At 41.2% G+C, this 20,313-nt stretch carries 13 protein-coding genes and 1 other RNA gene; 3 read left to right on the top strand and 11 right to left on the bottom strand.

The genetic code is table 11. From position 1 onward, the window contains the following. Positions 1-276: 276 nt before the first annotated feature. The 4 genes from G622_RS0109290 to lepA form a co-directional block, all read right to left on the bottom strand. The gene (locus tag G622_RS0109290; RefSeq protein WP_026510490.1) at positions 277-1,338 is read right to left on the bottom strand and encodes a type IV pilus twitching motility protein PilT; all 1,062 of its coding nucleotides are present in this window, start codon (positions 1,336-1,338) and stop codon (positions 277-279) included. A gap of 98 nt (positions 1,339-1,436) precedes the next feature. After that, the gene (locus G622_RS0109285) at positions 1,437-2,798 is read right to left on the bottom strand and encodes an MATE family efflux transporter (RefSeq protein ID WP_026510489.1); all 1,362 of its coding nucleotides are present in this window, start codon (positions 2,796-2,798) and stop codon (positions 1,437-1,439) included. A gap of 91 nt (positions 2,799-2,889) precedes the next feature. Continuing rightward, complete coding sequence (locus G622_RS0109280; protein WP_026510488.1) at positions 2,890-4,320, bottom strand: coproporphyrinogen-III oxidase family protein; 1,431 nt, start codon at positions 4,318-4,320, stop codon at positions 2,890-2,892. Positions 4,321-4,337: 17 nt separating this feature from the next. Further along, complete coding sequence (gene lepA / locus G622_RS0109275) at positions 4,338-6,155, bottom strand: translation elongation factor 4 (RefSeq protein WP_026510487.1); 1,818 nt, start codon at positions 6,153-6,155, stop codon at positions 4,338-4,340. A 291-nt stretch (positions 6,156-6,446) separates the two neighbouring features. Between lepA and rpsT the strand changes: the two genes are divergently transcribed. Beyond that, on the top strand, positions 6,447-6,710 hold the full coding sequence (gene rpsT, locus G622_RS0109270) for a 30S ribosomal protein S20 (RefSeq protein WP_026510486.1): 264 nt from the start codon (positions 6,447-6,449) through the stop codon (positions 6,708-6,710). Between the two features lie 232 nt (positions 6,711-6,942). Here rpsT and G622_RS0109265 read toward each other — a convergent pair whose 3' ends face one another. The 3 genes from G622_RS0109265 to G622_RS0109255 form a co-directional block, all read right to left on the bottom strand. After that, positions 6,943-7,884, bottom strand: a complete 942-nt coding sequence (locus tag G622_RS0109265) for a TIGR03943 family putative permease subunit (RefSeq protein ID WP_026510485.1) — start codon at positions 7,882-7,884, stop codon at positions 6,943-6,945. Positions 7,885-7,999: 115 nt separating this feature from the next. After that, positions 8,000-9,373: a CobW family GTP-binding protein gene (locus tag G622_RS0109260; RefSeq protein ID WP_026510484.1), complete on the bottom strand. Its 1,374-nt coding sequence runs from the start codon at positions 9,371-9,373 to the stop codon at positions 8,000-8,002. A 150-nt stretch (positions 9,374-9,523) separates the two neighbouring features. Next, positions 9,524-12,484 carry a hypothetical protein gene (locus tag G622_RS0109255; protein ID WP_155831442.1) on the bottom strand — a complete coding sequence of 987 codons (2,961 nt, stop codon included), beginning with the start codon at positions 12,482-12,484 and terminating at the stop codon, positions 9,524-9,526. Between the two features lie 213 nt (positions 12,485-12,697). Here G622_RS0109255 and rnpB point away from each other — a divergent pair. Beyond that, an RNA gene (gene rnpB, locus G622_RS24565) (RNase P RNA component class A) lies at positions 12,698-13,043 on the top strand. 261 nt (positions 13,044-13,304) lie between these two features. Then, complete coding sequence (locus tag G622_RS0109250) at positions 13,305-14,030, top strand: S1 family peptidase (RefSeq protein ID WP_196814197.1); 726 nt, start codon at positions 13,305-13,307, stop codon at positions 14,028-14,030. 128 nt (positions 14,031-14,158) lie between these two features. Here the strand turns inward: G622_RS0109250 and G622_RS0109245 are convergent, their stop codons facing one another. From G622_RS0109245 to dnaG, 4 genes are all read right to left on the bottom strand, one after another. Continuing rightward, entirely contained in the window at positions 14,159-15,814 is a 1,656-nt protein-coding gene (locus tag G622_RS0109245; protein ID WP_026510481.1) for a nucleoside kinase, read from the bottom strand. 249 nt (positions 15,815-16,063) lie between these two features. Next, a complete protein-coding gene (locus tag G622_RS24555) occupies positions 16,064-16,969 on the bottom strand; it encodes a class I SAM-dependent methyltransferase (RefSeq protein WP_049945769.1) in 906 nt (301 codons plus the stop codon). 3 nt (positions 16,970-16,972) lie between these two features. After that, complete coding sequence (gene rpoD, locus G622_RS0109235) at positions 16,973-18,184, bottom strand: RNA polymerase sigma factor RpoD (protein ID WP_026510480.1); 1,212 nt, start codon at positions 18,182-18,184, stop codon at positions 16,973-16,975. Positions 18,185-18,525: 341 nt separating this feature from the next. Further along, complete coding sequence (dnaG, locus tag G622_RS0109230) at positions 18,526-20,301, bottom strand: DNA primase (RefSeq protein ID WP_026510479.1); 1,776 nt, start codon at positions 20,299-20,301, stop codon at positions 18,526-18,528. Positions 20,302-20,313: the final 12 nt, after the last annotated feature.

The raw sequence follows: 20,313 nt of genomic DNA, 5'->3' as shown, positions 1-20,313 counted from the left end.
ATAAAAGGACTGCTTCTAAAAATACAAATTAAGGAAAATACGGAGAATCTCCGTAGGAAATTAAACATGCGTCAAAACGCAAAATTTATTATATCGTATCAGAATTATTTTGCAAGAAAATCTTTTTTAGTTGCTTTAGCAGCTTTATCCATCTTGCGCGAGTGCGCATCCATAGCAGAGCGCTTTTTATTTTGTAGAAAATCCATCTAAATTCCCCACAAAATAAAACCCCGGCTACAGGAAATATAAATCCTGCAAAGCCGGGAGTTAAATGTCTTATCTCAATATTTTGTTCTGCATGATATCAGGATCCTGTGCGTACTGGATTGCCTTTTCCCTTGATATCTTTCCGCTCCTGCACAGCTCAATTATCGCTTCATCCATCGTGATCATTCCAAGCTTTCTGTTGGTCTGCATGATAGTTATAAGCTGATGGGTCTTTCCTTCACGTATCATGTTTCTTACCGCAGAATTAACATGTAAAACCTCAAATGCAGCTGCTCTTCTTTCACCATCAGCGGTTGGTATCAGCTGCTGGGATATAACAGCCTCCAATACATTTGCAAGCTGAATTCTGATCTGTTGCTGCTGGTGCGGAGGAAAAACATCAATAATTCTGTCCACCGTACTGGCTGCGCCAATTGTATGCAGCGTCGATAATACAAGGTGTCCCGTCTCAGCTGCAGTTATGGCAGTGCTTATGGTCTCCAGATCTCGCATTTCACCCACAAGAATAACATCCGGATCCTCGCGAAGTGCTGCTCTTAGGGCATTGGCATAATTATCGCTGTCAAGACCAACCTCTCTCTGGTTAACTATCGATTTATTATGCTGATATAAAAACTCTATAGGATCTTCAAGGGTAATTATGTGGGCTTCTCTGTTATTGTTTATCATATCAATAACAGATGCCAGAGTAGTTGATTTTCCGGAACCTGTGGGTCCGGTAACCAGAACCAGCCCCCTCTGCCTCTGATAAAGATTCACAACGGATTTGGGAATGCCAAGCGTTTCCGGATCAGGAATCGTCGTCTCCACCAGTCTTATCGCCATAGCGACAGAGCCTCTTTGTTTAAAAACATTTAACCTGAAACGGCCAAGTCCCATCACTGAAAATGACATATCATGCTGTCCGTTAGCTTCAAGAAGTTCCTTCTGCTTCAGGCTCATGATTGCATCTGCTATTTCCTGCGTATCCGCCGGAAGCATACGCTGATATCCCTCAAGTGCTATCAATTTTCCGTTAACACGCATCTTTGGCGGAATACCAACAGTGATGTGAACATCTGAAGCTCCGGCTTCTTTTGCAGTCTTTAGAATATCATCAATTCTGGACATTTTAATCACTCCTGTCTTGCATAGTCTTCTACTCTTATCATGTCGGTATGCAAAAAAGAAGTCAACGAACTGATAATGAAATAAAGATAAAATTTAAGTTAATTACTAAACTCTTTTGCCCTGACTATGAAGTACACAGTTAAGGTTATAGTTCCTGTTATGATCCAGGAAATCGGGTACACACGGAATAACTGTTCAAACGTGTGATGTGTCGGGATATACGTAAATACATAGATCAGTCTGAATACGCAGGTTCCAAATACCGATATCAACGCAGGGGCAAGTGAATGGTTCATTCCTCTCAAAGCTCCTCCGCTTATCTCATAGGATCCAATAAGGAAATGCAGAACAAACGCATTCATGATTCTCTTCATTGCGAAGCTGATAACATCCGCATCTGTTGTGAACAATGTTATAACCTGATATCTGAACAGTACCAGAACAAGTACTATTGCCGCAGAAATTCCTATTCCGCAGAGCATGCAGATCCTGAATACCTTTTTACAACGGTCAAACTTCCTTGCTCCATAGTTCTGACTGGTAAAAGTAACAGCTGACTGAGCAAACGCATTCATGGCACAGTAGGATACAAAATCAAAATTGGCAGCTGCTGTTCCACCGGCAATTGCATCTGCACCAAAGCTGTTTACGGCAGACTGAATAACAACGTTTGACAGTGAAAAAACTGCACCCTGCAATCCGGCAGGAAGACCTATCTGCATCATTCTGATAAGATATCTTCTCTTTATGCTGAGCTTTCTGAAGTCGAGTTTAAATGGCTCCTCTTCATTCATCAGGTAATACAAAATAAGTCCTGCGCTGAACATGTTGGAGAGAACAGTTGCAAGGGCAACACCCACCACATGCATGTGGAATCCAACAACAAATATCAGATTAAGTATGATATTTATTATTCCTGCGATTACCATGGCAAACAGGGGTCTTCTTGAATCCCCTTTACTTCTTAAAATCGCAGAACCGTAGTTGTAGATCATTATGGCAGGCATAGCAAAGAAATAGATTCTAAGATACAGTATTGCCAGAGACATAACGTTTTGCGGTGCCGCCATCAATATCAATATTGGCCTTGTTAAAAAGAAGCCTATGAATATCAGCGCACATCCCGCAACCAGTGAAATAGTTATTACCGTATGGACCGTATCACTTATCTGATCCTTATGCCCGCTTCCTATCTCCATTGCTATTACAGCATTTGCACCCACAGACAATCCCACAAAGAAACTGACTATAAGGGAAATAACTGAAGAATTGCTTCCTACCGCTGCCATAGCCTCGGCAGAAGCAAATCTTCCCACTACTGCCAGATCAGCTGCATTAAAAAGCTGCTGTAATATACTTGAAATTGCAAGCGGAAGTGCAAATATGACAATTTTATCCAAAAGACTTCCGTTCAACATATCATAATTATTGTTAGTTGATCTTACTGTTTTACTTTCCATAATAAATCCTCAAATATCTTGATTTACCTAACCGCAGCTATAGTAAACGTTAAAATATCTCTAGTGTAGCTGTTTAGCCACACTAAGTACTCTACTCAAAAATAAACTTAGCCATGCAGTAATTACTGAGGTCAAGGCCCCTTTCAGTCAGGTAAATATTTTCATTTTCAGTCTCCATAAGACCATCCGACACAAGACCGTCTATTACATCTCCATAGATATTTTCTATGTTTTCACCAAACCTGCTTTTGAATTCCGCCTTTGAAACTCCATTTACCATACGAAGTCCCAAAAACATAAATTCCTCCATTTTGGCCGTCTTATCAAGATTTTCTTCGTCTTCTCTGATTACTGAAATAATCGTTTTTCCGTTACATTTTTCTTCGTCATTTAAGTTATTTTTATTAAGTTCATCCCCCACTGCCTTTACCGGTTCAAAGGCAGAAAGATATTTTTGAAAGTCACCGGTGTTGTGAAATCTTTTATTATCCATAAGAGATGCTGCGCCAAGCCCAAAGCCTATATAATCTCCGCCCTGCCAGTATCTCTTGTTGTGAAGGCACTCTCTGTTATCAAGTGAATAATTGGATATCTCGTAGCGGTGATAACCATTCTGCTTAAGTATTTCCCTGGTCCTGTGGTACATTTCTCTTTCTGTATCTTCATCAGGAAGCGGCAAGATTTTTTTCATGGTGCCACATCTATCATCACTTATATCTCTCTGTGGCTTCCTACAGGAATCGCCATTCATATCATCACTTATGCATTCCTGTGGTTCCCTGCCGGAATCGCCATCCATATTATCACTTATGCTTTCCTGTAACTTCCTGTCGGAATCGCCATCCATATTATCACTTATGCTTTCCTGTAACTTCCTGTCGGAATCGCCATCCATATCATCGCCGTACATATCATAAAAAGGTGTACCCTCCTCTATGATAAGACTGTATGCCGAAATATGCTCCGGCTTAGGAGAAAGAGAGCATACATAATTCAGGTTGTTCTCCCAATCTGTAAGGCTCTGCCCGGGAATTGCACTCATGAGATCAACATTTACATTATCAAAACCTGCTGCCCTGGCATTTTTATAGCAATCTTCAAATTGCTTAAGATCATGTATTCTGCCAAGCCGCCTAAGTTCATCATCCTTCGCGGATTGAAGTCCAATGCTGATTCTGTTAATCCCGGATTCTCTGTATAATTTCAGAGACTCAAAATCTGCTGTTCCGGGATTGCATTCAATGGTAACTTCAGCATCACTTCTGATCTTGTATCTGTTTTTTAATAGTTCCATTGTCTTTACTATAAAATCAGCACTTACAGAAGTGGGGGTTCCGCCTCCAAAAAATATGGATACCACTTCATAGTCACTGCATTCCTCTGTTCCCATCCCAATCTCTTTGCTAAGAGCAGCAAAATAAAGCGCCTGCTGCGCCCTTCCCTCCGGAAAGGAAAGAAAGTCGCAGTAAAGGCACTTTTGTTTACAAAATGGTATATGTATATAAATACCCAGAGTTTTCATATATCACAAATAACTAATCAGTTACCCTCGTCAAGCTTAAGTACACTAAGGAAGGCCTGCTGTGGAATCTCCACGCTACCAATCTGACGCATCTTCTTTTTACCTTCCTTCTGCTTTTCAAGCAGCTTTCTCTTACGGCTGATATCACCGCCATAACACTTGGCAAGCACATCCTTGCGCATAGCTCTTACAGTTTCACGGGCTATGATTTTTCCTCCGATTGCTGCCTGGATAGGTATCTCGAAGAGGTGTCTAGGAATCTCTCCCTTAAGCTTCTCACACATCTTACGGCCTCGGTCATATGCACCATCCTTATGTACAATAAATGAAAGTGCATCAACCTGCTCGTGATTGATCAAAATGTCCAGCTTAACAAGCTCTGACTGCTCATAGCCTTTTATCTCATAATCAAAGGATGCATAACCTCTTGATCTGGATTTCAAAGCGTCAAAGAAATCATAGATGATTTCGTTAAGCGGAAGCTCATACTTAAGTACCGCTCTTGTAGCCTCTATATACTCAGTACTTATATACTTGCCGCGTCTCTCCTGGCAAAGCTGCATTATTGATCCAACATATTCTGTAGTCACCATGATCTCGCCATTTACTATAGGCTCCTCCATGTAATCAATTTCTGCAGGATCAGGAAGATTAGCAGGATTGGTAAGATCAAATACAGTGCCGTCAGTCTTGTGAACCTTGTATACTACGCCGGGAGCTGTTGTTACAAGGTCAAGATTGTACTCTCTTTCCAGTCTCTCCTGGATTACCTCAAGATGTAAAAGTCCCAGGAATCCCGCACGGAATCCGAATCCCAGAGCCTGAGATGTCTCCGGTTCATAGAAAAGTGAAGCATCATTAAGCTGAAGCTTTTCAAGGGCATCGCGAAGCTCCGGATATTTGGCTGTATCCGCAGGATAAAGTCCGCAGTAAACCATAGGCATTACCTTCTTATATCCGGGAAGAGCCTCTTCACAGGGATCATCAGCGCTGGTAACAGTATCACCAACTCTGGCATCCTGGATATTTTTAATTGAGGCTGTAAAATATCCCACGCTTCCCGCCACAAGCTCATCGCAGGGTATAAATTGTCCGGGGCCAAAATATCCGACCTCAACAACCTCCCAGGATGCTCCTGACGCCATACATTTCGCGGTCATTCCCTTTTTGAGAACACCATCTCTTACTCTTACAAATACGATAACTCCGCGATAAGAATCATATACTGAATCAAAAATAAGCGCCTTAAGCGGCTTAGAAGAATCTCCGGTTGGAGCCGGGATTCTGTGAACTACAGATTCAAGCACATCCTCAATTCCAGTTCCGAGTTTTGCTGAAACAAGCGGAGCGTCATGAGCCTCAATGCCTATAACATCCTCTATTTCTTCCTTGACTTCATCCGGTCTTGCACTTGGAAGATCAATTTTATTGATTACCGGAAAAACATCCAGGTCATGGTCCAGGGCAAGATACACATTGGCAAGAGTCTGAGCCTCAACTCCCTGAGTAGCATCAACGACAAGAATTGCACCGTCACAAGCTGCAAGGCTTCTTGAAACCTCATAGCCAAAGTCAACGTGACCGGGTGTATCTATCATATTGAATACATACTCTTCTCCGTCTTTTGCCTTATAAATCATTCGCACAGCCTGAGATTTGATGGTAATACCTCTCTCACGCTCTATGTCCATGTTATCCAGCACCTGATTCTGCATCTCTCTGCTGGTAAGAACTCCCGTAGTCTCTATCATACGGTCAGCCAGTGTAGACTTTCCATGGTCAATATGCGCTACTATGCAAAAATTCCTAACTTTACTCTGATCAAATTCTGACATAATACTCCAAATTCCATTCTGATAATTGTCAAAAGCCATTATATGGCAGACTTCCTGCATGTACTTTCCTATTTGCATTCTAGAAGTCACGTGTTATCATAACATAATTACTGTGTTATTCACAATGGCATTACTGATAACACGCCACCTAATTTTTTAAATCACTTGACATTGCAACAACAAATGTATAAAATATCATGGTGTATGTGGCATTGACTGTCCGTGTCCGGTTTCATAGCCATATAACTTAGATGACAATTAAAACTTTTAGTAATATTTATGGAGGAAGTTATGGCTAATATCAAATCTGCCAAGAAGAGAATTCTTACAAATCAGAAAAAGGCTGCTAGAAATCAGGCTATCAAGTCTGCTGTAAAGACAGAGATCAAGAAGGTTAGAACAGCTGTTGAGGCTGGTAACAAGGAAGAGGCTGCTAAGGCACTTCTTGCTGCTACATCAGCAATCGATAAGGCTGAGTCAAAGGGCGTATTCAAGAAGAATACAGCTTCAAGAAAAGTTTCTCGTCTTGCTCAGGCTGTTAACAAGATTCAGTAATTTAAAATAAATAATATTAAAATACCTCAGATATCTTCTCACCGATATCTGAGGTATTTTTTATTACTTTTGTTTTGTACGGTTTTTGTTTTTCTGAAGAAAAACAACAAAAGACTTCTTGTGGGCAATAAGGTAATCGCCCACAAGAATCCTGCGTTCCGCAGGACACGCCCCTCGCTTTGCGAGGACCTGGTCCAGTACGGTTGTTGTTTTTCTGAAGAAAAACAACAACCTATACATTAGGATTTGAAAAATCTATAACAGGATTTTTGGGCTCTGATGTATGCTCAAGCTCAACAACATTAAGCAGCGCTCCTACTCCCTCATACTCAGGAACAAGGGCTTTTCTTACTTCAGCCGTGATATTTATCCATTCTTTTTCCTTAAGCTCTGAAGCCTTGTCATATTCACACTTAAATCCCAAAAACTGCATATCCTCTGCACAACAGGTCATAGCCATTCTTCCCGGAACAAATGCATTGTCCGCCATATCAAAAGGCTTTGCGACCATAGCTGTAAATTTAACTTTCTTACCATCATAACGATCTACATGCTCAAGGGCATCAAGATAAAACATGCCATATCCAAAGTTATTAAGTTCAATTGGATCCTGATTAAGATCAAATGGCAGGTCCTCATCAAGAGTAACATCAACTTCTCCATTCATGTCCTCAAAAATAATATCTGCCTTCTGATTGATAGCCTTAACATTTCTCTTGAAGGTAGCAAGATCCTCGATTCCATCACATCTGTTGAACAGAATAAGTTCTGAATTTCTAAGTTGTTCTGAAAGCAATGATTTCATATTAGTGAAATACAGTTCAAAGCTTGATGCATCAATTATTGTAATCTGCTGCTCAAGTCTCCATGCCTTCGGAATACGGAAATTCTTAAAATTCCACATGCCATTATATTCAATAAGCACTCTTTCAGGATCGTATTTTGCTTCAAGAGCCATAAGAGTTGCAGGAGTAAAATCCTCTTCATCTTCTATTTTTTCTAAAATGGTATTTGTAGCAGCAAGGAATTTCTCATCATATTCATTCTCACCATCTTCACATACGATAAGCAGAGTTTCACCTTTGGTCTTAAAGTATGGCTGCTGCAGTGTATACTTAAAGAAATCTGTCTTGCCACTGTCAAGAAATCCATTTATTACATATACTGGTTTCATTTTCTTTTCTCTTTTCCTTCCAAACATTAAATCCTAAGCAGACTCCTTCCAAATGTCCAAATCCCCCGCTGATAAAGCGGGGGATATTAGATTTATCATCGAAACAATACTACTCTTATACAGTTTTTCTACGGAACAATTTTTCAAGATTGTCCTGATTGAGCTCAGCGCCTATTACACAGAATTTACCTGTAACATCAGCTGCACCATCTCTCACAACAGGTTCACCGGGAACATAGTCAAATTCAATCCATCCGCCGTTCTCATTGGGAACCATTCCTTTTGCACGAAGTACAACACCGAAGTTCTCCTCTTCTTCGAGTCTTGAAAGCATTGCTTCAATCTCTTCCTTGTTATACTTAGCAGGAGTTTCCATTCCCCAGCTGGTGAAAATATCATCAGCATCGTGGTGATGATGGTGATGCTCGTGATCATGCTCATCATGATCGTGATGATGCTCATGCTCGTGATCGTGCTCATCATGGTCGTGATGATGCTCATGCTCGTGATCGTGCTCATCATGATCGTGATGATGCTCATGCTCGTGATCGTGCTCATCATGATCGTGATGGTGCTCATGCTCGTGATCATGCTCATCATGGTCGTGATGATGCTCATGCTCGTGATCGTGCTCATCATGGTCGTGATGATGCTCATGCTCGTGATCGTGCTCATCATGATCGTGATGATGCTCATGCTCGTGATCGTGCTCATCATGATCGTGATGGTGTTCATGGTCATGTTCATCCTCGTCATGATCATGCTTATGTGCTCTGTAAACAGTTACGCCTTCTTCATCAGTAAATTTCTCTGAACCATGATCGTGATGATGATGATGCTCATCAGCCTTCTGTGCAAGAACTTCCTTTAAGAGCTCAGCCTCAAGGTCATGATTGCCCTCGAAGGTATCAAGTATTTCCTTACCATCAAGCTGATCCAAAGGTGTTGTGATGATTGTAGCCTTAGGATTATGCTGACGGATAAGTTCTACAGCAGCCTCAATCTTAGCAGAATCTGCCTTATCTGTTCTTGTAAGAAGAATGGTTCCTGCATTTTCAATCTGGTTTGTAAAGAATTCGCCAAAGTTTTTGATGTAAATCTTAGCCTTGCTGACATCAACAACTGTTACTGCGCTGTTCATGGAAAGCTCATCCTCACCATCAGCTACATTCTGGATAGCGCGCATAACATCTGAAAGCTTACCTACGCCTGAGGGCTCAATCAGAATTCTCTCAGGAGAATATGTATCCATTACTTCCTTAAGGGATGTTCCAAAGTCTCCCACAAGAGAACAGCAGATACATCCTGAATTCATCTCTCTGATATCAATGCCTGACTCCTTTAAGAAGCCACCATCAATTCCGATTTCGCCAAATTCATTCTCGATAAGTACTGTTTTAGTACCTGCAAGCGCTTCCTTCAGAAGTTTTTTTATAAGTGTCGTCTTCCCTGCGCCAAGGAAGCCGGATATAATGTCAATCTTTGTCATCTTAATCACACTCCGTTCTTTCTATTAGAATGTGCACAAACTTCTATATCGTACAAGGCATATTTTATAGCCAGCCACAATTAGATGTCAAGATTTTCAGTTAGCCTTAGCTATTATAACAACCAATATCAGCGCAAATATTTCTACAGTTTAGGGCAATATATCATTATCAAAGTCCAAGTCACCAATATTAAATTTGACAGTTTCCATATTTTCACCGCTGCTAACCTCAGATTGAGTTTCACCGGCATCAGCTTCCGGATTATTCTCTTCTTTTCGAGTCCCGGGAACATCTGCATTTATATCCAAATTATTTTCTTCAGCCGGGGTTCCGGGGTCTACCATTTTTAAATCAGCGCTATCCCCATCTCCGGTAGTCCCTGAGTCTGCAGCATTTACATCAACATTTTCCTCACTATGCACAACCTCAGATTCATTGGTATTACCGTCGCTCACAGCTTCATCATTTTTAATATTATCCTCAGATTCACTATTTTGTTCTTCGCACTGATTATCATTTTGTTCAGGTATCAAACCCTCAAATGGATCATAATTATCTTCCTCTGAGTATTCATAGTCAATATCTGCCTCAGAGTCGCTATAGCCGTCCATGTCAAAATCAAACAGGCTCTTATCAATTTCTCTGTCACCTGCTACTGCTATTTTGGATAATAAGACATTAGGATTGATATTGTACTTTTTGGGATAAGTTATGGTCATTTTGGTAATCTGACCACTTGTATAACCGCAGTTCGGAATCCAATACTCCGGTGTTTTATCTGTCTTATTGCATATAAGTACCTTCTCATTTTTTTCAATGACGTTAGTACCCTTTTGCTGTGCCTCACCTATAGTCCTTGCCGTATGCGTGTGTCCATTCAAGGATTGTAATTGCTTGTGACATTCACAGCATTCTATTTCATCTCCATACTTAGGATTTGTAGTGATAACATCTGACTTTCCTCCTGCATTTAATACTCTGACCTTCGGTGTGTATATAAATACCACTTTATCGTTGTAACATGCCAGTGTATGTTTATGATTGACGGCTACAGTAAAACAGCCACCTGAATGATTGCAGGTCTCGGCTTTAATAGTATTTTTTCCATCAGTATGATTATGATATTCACATGATTTAGTCCCTGCTTTTATAACTGCTGCAGGAATAAGATTTATCTTCCCGATTAATGAGCTGATAGTTGCATCCTTTGGAGCATTGTAGCCACCAAGATCGGACAGTATGGATGCCAGTTTACTACGATTACTGCCCGATGATTGAAAAACCTGGTCAAGCCTTGAAGCAAGCTGTTTCATCTGTTTTTCATTATTTTCCAGCTTGCTTTTCATTTCAGAAAGACTTTTGTTCATGCTTGCGACATCGGCGCTTACAGTATCAACATTTCTGACAATTGTAGTAATCCTGCCATCTGTTCCGCTCTGGCTTCTTTTGATTTCATCGATTTTTGAATTCGTTCCAGCCTGAGCATTCCTTACTTCATCAATCTTTGAGTCTGTGCCGCTCTGCGCATTCTTAACATCATCTATCTTTGAGTTTGTACCATCCTGAGCATTGCGAACATCCTGAATTTTGCTGTCTGTCCCTTCCTGCGCTACGCGGACTTCATCAATTTTTCCATTTGTACCATACTGGTTTTCCCGAACTTCATCCACCTTTGAATTTGTTTCATTCTGAGTATCGTGGACTTTATCAACTTTATCATTCGTGACATTCTGAGTTTCCCGAACATCATCAACTTTTAAATTAGTTTCATTAAGGTTTTCGTTGACCTTATCAATCTTATCATTTGTAACATCCTGAACCTCGCGGATATTATCGACCTTTGAATTGGTCTCATCCTGGGTCCCGCGAATACCATCCACCTTTGAATTTGTTTCATCCTGGGCTTTTCTGACTTCATCAACTTTGGAATTTGTTACATTCTGAGTTCCTCTGACATCATCTATCTTGTTGTTTGTTGTATCCTGAGTTCCACGAACATCATCAATCTTGTTGTTTGTTGTATCCTGTGTTCCTCGGACATCATCGATTTTGTTGTTGGTTGTATCCTGTGTTCCTCGGACATCATCGATTTTGTTGTTGGTTGTATCCTGTGTTCCTCGGACATCATCAATTTTGCTGTTTGTCACGTTCTGGGTTCCGCGAACATCATCCACCTTACTATTAGTAGTTTCCTGAACATCACGGACTTTGTTTATGTTATTGTCCACATCTCCTACTCTGTCCATTACCTTGCTAACAGATTCCCTGACTTTCTTTACATTGTCATTGGTTTTACCTACATCCTTTGAAACATCTGAAAGCATGTTGATATATGTGGTCTGAGTTATTTTGAGATCATTTTCAAGCTTGGTTAAGTTTTCCTTTGTGTCAACCTTCTCAAGTGACTTTATTATTGTCTGAAGTGATTCAGTAGTCTTCTTTTCAGTATCTGTATTATTAGTTTTAATATCTCTAATCTGCTCAATAATTCCGGAAGCGTTTGAGCCTGACTTATCGCAGCTCTTTTTAATATCATCCAGTGCATTTGTTATCTGGGCAAAACTTTCCTTATCCTTATTGGCATCAGTATTTCCGCCCTTATCCATGCTTTCCTTTAATTTTTTAACCTGTTCGCTTGTGGAAGATATTTCCGAATGGATGAGTTTAAGATCTTTATCAAGGCCGTTTATACTTTCAACAACCTTTGATGAGTCAGTACTTGTTTCCTTTTCCGTCTTAGTATGAGTGTCTTTTTCTACTGACAGAGTCTTTTCTCTTTCAAGAGTCTTTTCAGTCAGCTCCTTCTGCTCATTTTGAACAGTCTGAATCTCCTGTACAAGATTGCTGCTCTCTGTCACAACTTTATCCAGTTTTTCAAGATAATCTTCTATCTCTTTTAACTGTGAGCTTGCTTTTTTCTGTACCCCGAGAGAGTCCCTTCTGACCTCCTGCTTGGCAGCATCAGCGCTGATAGCCGGTGTTGTCACATAGACGAATGCTCCACATAATAAAGTTGTTGCTATAACGCCTGATGCCAACACAAGGGTATCGTGACGCTTGAGCTTCTTCAATAGCTCTTTCATCGAGTTACTTTGTTTAATTGGTCTCATAAAAAATAAAAACCGCCTTTCATAAAAATAATCTGGTAAAAAAAATGGAATTCGTCTCGGAGAAACTCCGGACTGCTATCGGCTGATTGCCGACAAGCAAGGAATATATCACACCTGACTTTTCTTATCAAGTGATTTTTTTCAAATTAAGAATTTCTTAAGTTTTCGTGTCGCCCTTGACAATATTTTTTACATTGTTAAAATTGCTATGTATGAGCAGGACAAATGATCGCGGCCGCAAGTCCCGTAAGGGCGCGGGTGAGGAAAGTCCGGGCTTCGTAGGGCAGGATACCGGATAACGTCCGGCGGAGGTGACTCCCGGGAAAGTGCAACAGAAAACAACCGCTCTTTATGAGTAAGGGTGAAAAGGCGGTGTAAGAGACCACCGTGCAGATGGTAACATCTGTAGCCATGTAAACCCTATCCGAAGCAAGACCAAAAAGAAAACTATGGGCCGGCCCGGTCCGTTTTCAGGTGGGTCGCTTGAGGCTGTCGGTAACGGCAGTCCTAGATAGATGATCATTCTCGACATAACCCGGCTTACAGGCCTGCTCATACATAAAAACAAATTCATGGTCATTTAGGGTCTTGTTCCTGATAATACGAGTTGCCCTGCTATATACAGATCATGCAGTACATAGACATGTAGAATTCACACAGTGCATATTCATAATGTTTATAAAAAGCAATCTTTAATAATCTTAAAATGCATACCAATAATAAGACATCAATAAAAATAATTTATACTACAGGCATTACATTAATCGTAGTGTTTATTTTTTTTCTTATATACCCTCTTTCTGCCCACGCCAACGGTCCTATGCCAAACGAAATTGCAGAAGACATGATATCCATCGGAGCTTTCACAGCGCCACTTACTGTTCCCTCATCTGATACTGACAGCGATATAATAGCTACCGCCCTAAACCAGCGCCCCAGCATTGTTCAAGTCCAGGTTGGCAAAGAATACGGAAGCGGCAATATTCTTTCCATAAACAAAGACCAGATACTGATCATCACAGCAGGGCATGTGGTTAAAAACTGGGATTCAACAGACAATCATTTTGTAATTTTCTACAATGGAAAAATTGCTGATGCAACTCTTATTACATCAGATGAAACCTACGATGCAGCCATACTCAGCGTTAATACATCATCTATTGATCCCTATAACCTCATAAATCTTCGTGCAGTGAATATTAACCCTGATGTAATGCCCTCTTTTGACAAGATTAAGGGCGAAACCATAATCGCACTTGACTCAGACCATCAGGTCAATGCAAAAGAAAAGCAGCACTATGACTATTATGGAAGTAACACAGGAATAGGCATAAAATATGTGTATGGCCCCGTAATAAACCCAAACATTATGGTTTCAGACTACGGCTACAAGATGATATATGTGAGATGCGACGCCCACCATGGCATGTCCGGAGGCGGTGTATTTGACCTAAGCGGCAATTATTTAGGCATCCTTGTAGGCGGAACCAATAAAGGTGAAACAGTAGCTGTAAGACTCTCAGATATTGAAGCTCTTATACAATAATGTGGCTGTTTTCTAAATACATACACTTTTTTAAGATATAAATGTGCTATTTAGCTGGATCTGTGCGTAAAAAAAGGAACTGCTCTAATGAAACAGTTCCTTTTTGTTTTGCATATTTAGCGGCAAGATCAAACCTTGAAGCAGCTGCCACCTACGAACTCTCTTGTTATGGAGTTCTTGGGAAGTGCCTGTGAATCAACAGCCACAAAGTAGTCGAGAAATTTCAACAAACGTTTTGCCTCAAAATACTCCGGCTCATCTTTTCTGATGGCAAAAAGCAGAGGCTCAGCATATTGCTTCAAAACCGCCAGTTCATAAATCTGCGCTGAATTGAACATCTCATCTGCACTCTCCTGATAAGGGAAAATATTAAGGTGCTCACCTCTGCGCACAGAATCCCACATGGCTATGGTATACTTTGCAGATGCACCTCTGGTTCTGGCATCGCGTACAATTCTTCTGATAAGTCGTCCATCTGTGGTCGGAATTCTGTTATGGGCATCTACGCTAAGAGTAGTCAATGCGCTGATATATATTTTGAATTTAGACTCTGCCGGAAGTGCATAACTCATCTTCTCATTAAGTCCGTGAATTCCCTCGATTACAAGAACATCCTCGTCCCCAAGCTGCAGGAAATCACCATTCATCTCTCGCTTACCGGTAACAAAATTGAAGGTTGGCATCTCAACTCTTTTCCCGTCTAGAAGATCCACCATATCCTCATTAAACTTCTCCACATCGAGAGCCTCAAGACATTCGAAATTATAGCTTCCATCCTCATTTAAAGGTGTATCTTCCCTGTTAACAAAATAGTTATCAAGGCTTATGGGATGCGGATTTAATCCATAGGTCCTCATCTGAATTGAAAGTCTGTTGGCAAATGAAGTCTTTCCTGATGAGCTGGGTCCGGCAATCATTACAAACTTAACGCCCTTGCGCTCGTAAATTTTCTGCGCTATCTCGCCGATACGCCTCTCCTGAAGTGCTTCCTGAACCAGCATGAGATCATTAAATTCGCCTCTGCAGATAGCATCATTCAGATCACCTACAGTATCTATTCCCATCATCTGACCCCATTTAGTGGAGCGAACCATTTCATTAAAGAGCTTTTCCCTTGGTTCACTTTCAGTTATCTCATCCGGATGCCGCCTGGAAGGCAGGTGTAAAAGCAAACCCTCATGATATTTTTCTACCTTGAACCATTTTACATAAGAGGTATTAGGCAGCATATATCCATAGAAGTAATCGTTGAATTCATCCAGCTTGTAGACATTAACTTCTGAGCTTCTGCGATAGCGAAGAAGCCTTACCTTATCGTCCATTCCCTCTTTTGTAAAAATATCAACAGCATCAGCAAGAGGATATCCCTTCTTGGAAATTGGCAAAGCATCATCTACCATATCCTGCATTCGTTTATTCACTTCCTCAGCGAAGGTTTCAGTAACCTTGAAATCACCTCTGATATTGCAGTAAATCGCATTGCCAATCTTATATTCAACTTTGGTAAATGCAGGGTGTTTTTTTCCTGAAACATCACGAACCGCCTTAATAAGCATCATGAGCGCAGTTCTGGTGTAGGTATTATTACCAATCTCATCCGATGTGGTTATGAATTTCAGATTCTCATCCCGATCCACTTTTTTCATAAGCTCGCGGATCCTTGAGCCATAAACCACCGCAACAATCTGGTTATCATACCTGTCCTGATAATCCCTTGCTATTTCTTCGAAGGTTGTTCCCTTCTCATACTCTCTTTCTTCTCCCTCTATAACAAGCTTTGGCATAACTCACCCTCCATATGGATTTAATTTACCCATGATTGCAGGTACTCACTTTTTGCCCAGAAGAAGTCATAGATTCCTGTTTTTCTTGCTGCAAAAAGTCATGACTTTTTGTGGGCAAAAGCGGAAATCGCCCACAAAAATCCTGCCTTCGGCAGGACACGCCCCTCGCTTCGCGAGGACCTGGTCCAATACGATTCCCGTTTTTCTGAGGAAAAACAGGAATCTATAGATTCTTATTTTTTTCTTGCTCTAGTGAATGACATACAAACTCAGGGCAATTGTAATATCGTTTATTTTATTTATAATATCATTTATCCTCTCAGTATGCTCATTTTCAGATAATTTTAATAAAATACCCTCACAGATGCTCTTTTCGTGCTCAAGATATCTGCGAAGTGTTTCATCCCTTTTAAGAAGGAGACAGGGACCAAATCTGTCACATATCCTTGTGGCAATTTCTTCAAGGCTGATATTGTCTCCGGTAATCTTCCCTCTCACACTTTCTTTTTGTGAAAAATCATTATTATAGCCAGAATCTCCTCTATCGTTTCTCAAAGATAATTCACTATTATCAGAAGAATCGCCTTGATTGTTTTTTAAAAGCAAGTCCGCGTTGCAAGAACGGATCAGTTCTTCAGTGGCGCTTTTATAGGACACATTTTCTCCATCATCGCTGACATTCACAGAGATAGCTACATAATACTTGCCATCTTCAAAAACTTCAGCCTCCTTGGTTATGAAAAATCTTTCGCGTCTCAAGTATTCCCTGAAAAGTCTGAGGTCAGACTGAGGCTGCAGAACCATCTGCTTAATGCCCTTTTTGCGGGGCTGCCCATCTTCCAGAATCCTTTTCATTAGAAGTCCGCCCATTCCTGCTATAACAACAGCATCGGTTTCTCCTTCAGAAAGCTTTTCCATTCCGTTTGAAAGCCTCGTCTCGATCAGGTCTGCGAGACCATTTTCCTTTATGTGATCTCTTGCCCTGTCAAGCGGTCCTTTGTTTATGTCCATGGCTATAGCTCTTTTGCATACGCCTGAATTAATAAGATAAATCGGAACGAATCCATGATCCGTCCCGATATCGCATACGCAGTCGGAGCTCTTAACGAGCCCCGCAACTGCGTTTAATCTATCTGATAAAATAACATTTTTCATAATTTAGTCCAGATAATCCTTAAGTTTTCTACTGCGGCTGGGATGACGAAGCTTACGGAGCGCCTTAGCTTCAATCTGTCTAATACGCTCACGGGTAACGTTGAATTCTTTACCAACTTCCTCAAGAGTTCTTGCTCTGCCGTCATCGAGACCAAAACGAAGTCGCAGTACCTTCTGCTCACGTTCTGTAAGAGTTCCAAGAACTTCAACCAGCTGCTCTTTCAAAAGAGTGAATGCTGCAGCATCTGCAGGTACAGGAACATTATCATCCTGTATGAAATCACCAAGATGTGAATCTTCCTCTTCACCGATAGGTGTTTCAAGTGAAACAGGCTCCTGAGATATCTTCAGAATCTCTCTTACTCTTTCTACAGGTATGCCCATCTCCTTTGCAATCTCTTCGGGAGTGGGTTCACGACCAAGCTCCTGCAGCAACTGTCTGCTGATACGGATGAGCTTGTTGATGGTCTCAACCATATGTACAGGAATACGGATTGTTCTTGCCTGATCTGCAATGGCACGGGTGATTGCCTGACGAATCCACCATGTTGCATAAGTAGAGAACTTAAATCCTTTACGGAAGTCGAACTTTTCAACAGCCTTAATAAGACCAAGGTTACCTTCCTGGATAAGATCAAGGAAAAGCATTCCTCGTCCTACATATCTTTTGGCAATACTTACAACAAGTCGGAGGTTAGCCTCAGCAAGACGCTTCTTTGCTTCATTACCATAAAAAGAAGCATCTTTAAGCTGTCTCTCATCATAATCTTTTACTCTTTCGTAAGCATCCTGCTCCTCTTCCTTGACATCAACCTTATCTGCACCGCCGGCTTCCATGATGCGCTCAGCCATCATTCCATCTTCCATCTGCTGAGCAAGATCAATTTCCTGGTCAGCTGTAAGAAGCGGAACCTTACCGATCTCTTTGAGGTACATACGTACCGGATCCTCAATGCTTATACCATCTGGAACGGAAAGATCGATATTTTCCATATCAACCTCATCCTCATCGCCGAGAACAACACCGTCATCATCCGGAATATCAACATCAACGTCCTCTTCCATTCTGATGATATCAATGCCTGCAGCCTCAAGCTGTTCAAGCACCTTATCAAGGTTCTCCTCATCAAGGTTCAGATCTCTCAGGAAATCGCTGATTTCGTTGTAATCGAGTGTATTCTGTTTCTTTTTACCAAGTGCAAGAAGCTCTCTTATTTTCTGAAGGAACTTTTCTCTTGTCTCTTCGTCAAGATCTGAAGAAGAAGCCGGAGCCTTGGATGCGCTGTCTTCCTTCTTTGCAGAAGTCTTCTTAGCAGACTCTTCCTTTTTAGCTGAGGTTTTCTTTGCAGTAGTAGTCTTTGCAGCAGCCTTCTTCTCTTCCTTCAGATCATCATCAGCCAGCTTGATAACTATCTTTTTCTTGGTTTCCTTTTTTACAGTCTCTTTCTTTACAGCTGTTTTCTTTTCTGCAGCCTTAGCCGCAGGCTTCTTAACTGTTTCCTTATCTGTTTCCTTGCTTGTTGTCTTCTTTTCTGCCACTTTATTTACTTCCTTTCTTACGTATCCAAAATGATCTTTGCTCTCGACAGTTCCTCAAGTGCCCGTTTCCCATCAAGTGTAAAATTCCATCTTTCAGGTGCATCCGAAGGCATCATTGAGAGTTTCTTTTCAAAACCTGATTTTTTTATGTCATAGAGAATGTCGTGCATTGCCTTTTCACGTTCATCTTTTGTTTCAACCTTAAATAGGTTAGTATTGAAAAGCTCGGCGACTTCTCTCTGTTCATCTTCATCTGTGAAATGGTTCATCACCTTTGCAGGATCAAAACTGCCATCTGAAAGTCCCTTCCACATCTCATCAGCAATTCCGCGATAAAGCTCATCACTGAAATCCGGAGGTTCTACCCATTTCTTTACAGATGTGAAAACTGCCGGTTCATCAGCAAGCCAGGTTATCAGAAGCCTTTGAGGCTTTCTGGCCGGATCTTCCTTTATTTCCTTTATCGGTTTTCCAGACTTGGGTTTAACTGACTGCTTCACTATTCCGCCGGCTGCTATACCTGCCACCAGCTTATGAAGGTCATCAGCACTTATCATATATCTTTGAGCAACTGCTTCTAAGTAATTCTCTCTTTCGACAGCTTCGGTAAATTCGCAGAGCTTTTTACCTATAAATCTGTGGAATTCAGTCTTTTCAGCAGGGTCACTCATGTCGAATTCCTTCTCTTTTACTGCTATTTCAAAGAAAAACGGATTCTCTGCCTTCTTAATTCTCTCCTCAAAGGCCTCCCGCCCCTCATTTTTAATAAATTCATCGGGATCCTTATAGGGCTTAAGATTCAAGACCTTACCTTTAAGACCTGCCTCCTTAAGTATCTCAATACCTCGAAGCGCTGCACTTGTTCCCGCACCGTCACTGTCATAGGACAGGATGACCAGATCTGTATATCTTTTCAGAAGGCTCGCCTGCTGCGATGTAAAGGCTGTTCCAAGGGATGCCACAGCCATTCCAAAACCGGCCTGATGCATCGCAATGACATCCATATATCCTTCACAGATTATTATATAGCCTGCCCTTGCATTCTTTGCATAATTAAGTCCGAAAAGATTTCTGCTCTTATCAAAAATCATGGTCTCAGGGGAATTGAGGTACTTGGGTTTTCCATCCCCCATAACTCTGCCACCGAATCCGATAACCTTTGAATTGGCATCCAGTATCGGAAACATTACTCTGTTCCAGAACTTATCATGCAGTCCGTACTTTTCATCAAAGGATGCAAGCCCCGCATCAATAATCAGCGAATCTGCATATCCCTTGCTTTTCAGATATCTGACAAGGTCATCACTTGTGACATTTGAATATCCTAGTCCGAACTTTCTTATGGTCTCATCGGAAAGCGCCCTTTCTTTAAAGTACTTAAGACCTTTTTCACCGGCAGGAGTTTTGAGCTGATAAACATAGTATTTTGCAGCCTCTTTATTTATCTCCAGCAGTGTCTGGCGCTTATCTCTCATCTTTTTCGCCTGAGGCGATTCATCTTCTTCCGGGAGCTTTACTCCTGCCCTGTCAGCCAGGTTTTTAACAGCTTCGCCGAAAGTCAAATTGTCGTATTTCATCAAAAATGAAAAGACATTACCACCCACTCTGCATCCAAAACAGTAGAACATCTGCTTGTTTGGGGAGACACTAAAGGATGGTGACTTTTCATTATGAAAGGGGCACAGTCCCACATAGTTTGCACCTGTCCGCTTCAGGTTGACATACTGTCCAATGACATCAACTATGTCATTGCGGGATCTGACCTCCTCAATGATTTCATCTGAGTATCTCATTTTATATTCCTA

Source organism: Butyrivibrio sp. LC3010 (assembly GCF_000424385.1).
Lineage (GTDB): Bacteria > Bacillota > Clostridia > Lachnospirales > Lachnospiraceae > Butyrivibrio.
This window is presented reverse-complemented; position numbering and strand designations above follow the sequence as displayed.

Excerpts from the sequence above, each read along its gene's own strand:
- G622_RS0109290 (WP_026510490.1), bottom strand. The coding sequence starts at position 1,338 with ATGTCCAGAATTGATGATATTCTAAAGACTGCAAAAGAAGCCGGAGCT.
- G622_RS0109285 (WP_026510489.1), bottom strand. The coding sequence starts at position 2,798 with ATGGAAAGTAAAACAGTAAGATCAACTAACAATAATTATGATATGTTG.
- G622_RS0109280 (WP_026510488.1), bottom strand. The coding sequence starts at position 4,320 with ATGAAAACTCTGGGTATTTATATACATATACCATTTTGTAAACAAAAG.
- lepA (WP_026510487.1), bottom strand. The coding sequence starts at position 6,155 with ATGTCAGAATTTGATCAGAGTAAAGTTAGGAATTTTTGCATAGTAGCG.
- rpsT (WP_026510486.1), top strand. The coding sequence starts at position 6,447 with ATGGCTAATATCAAATCTGCCAAGAAGAGAATTCTTACAAATCAGAAA.
- G622_RS0109265 (WP_026510485.1), bottom strand. The coding sequence starts at position 7,884 with ATGAAACCAGTATATGTAATAAATGGATTTCTTGACAGTGGCAAGACA.
- G622_RS0109260 (WP_026510484.1), bottom strand. The coding sequence starts at position 9,373 with ATGACAAAGATTGACATTATATCCGGCTTCCTTGGCGCAGGGAAGACG.
- G622_RS0109255 (WP_155831442.1), bottom strand. The coding sequence starts at position 12,484 with ATGAGACCAATTAAACAAAGTAACTCGATGAAAGAGCTATTGAAGAAG.
- G622_RS0109250 (WP_196814197.1), top strand. The coding sequence starts at position 13,305 with ATGCCAAACGAAATTGCAGAAGACATGATATCCATCGGAGCTTTCACA.
- G622_RS0109245 (WP_026510481.1), bottom strand. The coding sequence starts at position 15,814 with ATGCCAAAGCTTGTTATAGAGGGAGAAGAAAGAGAGTATGAGAAGGGA.
- G622_RS24555 (WP_049945769.1), bottom strand. The coding sequence starts at position 16,969 with ATGAAAAATGTTATTTTATCAGATAGATTAAACGCAGTTGCGGGGCTC.
- dnaG (WP_026510479.1), bottom strand. The coding sequence starts at position 20,301 with ATGAGATACTCAGATGAAATCATTGAGGAGGTCAGATCCCGCAATGAC.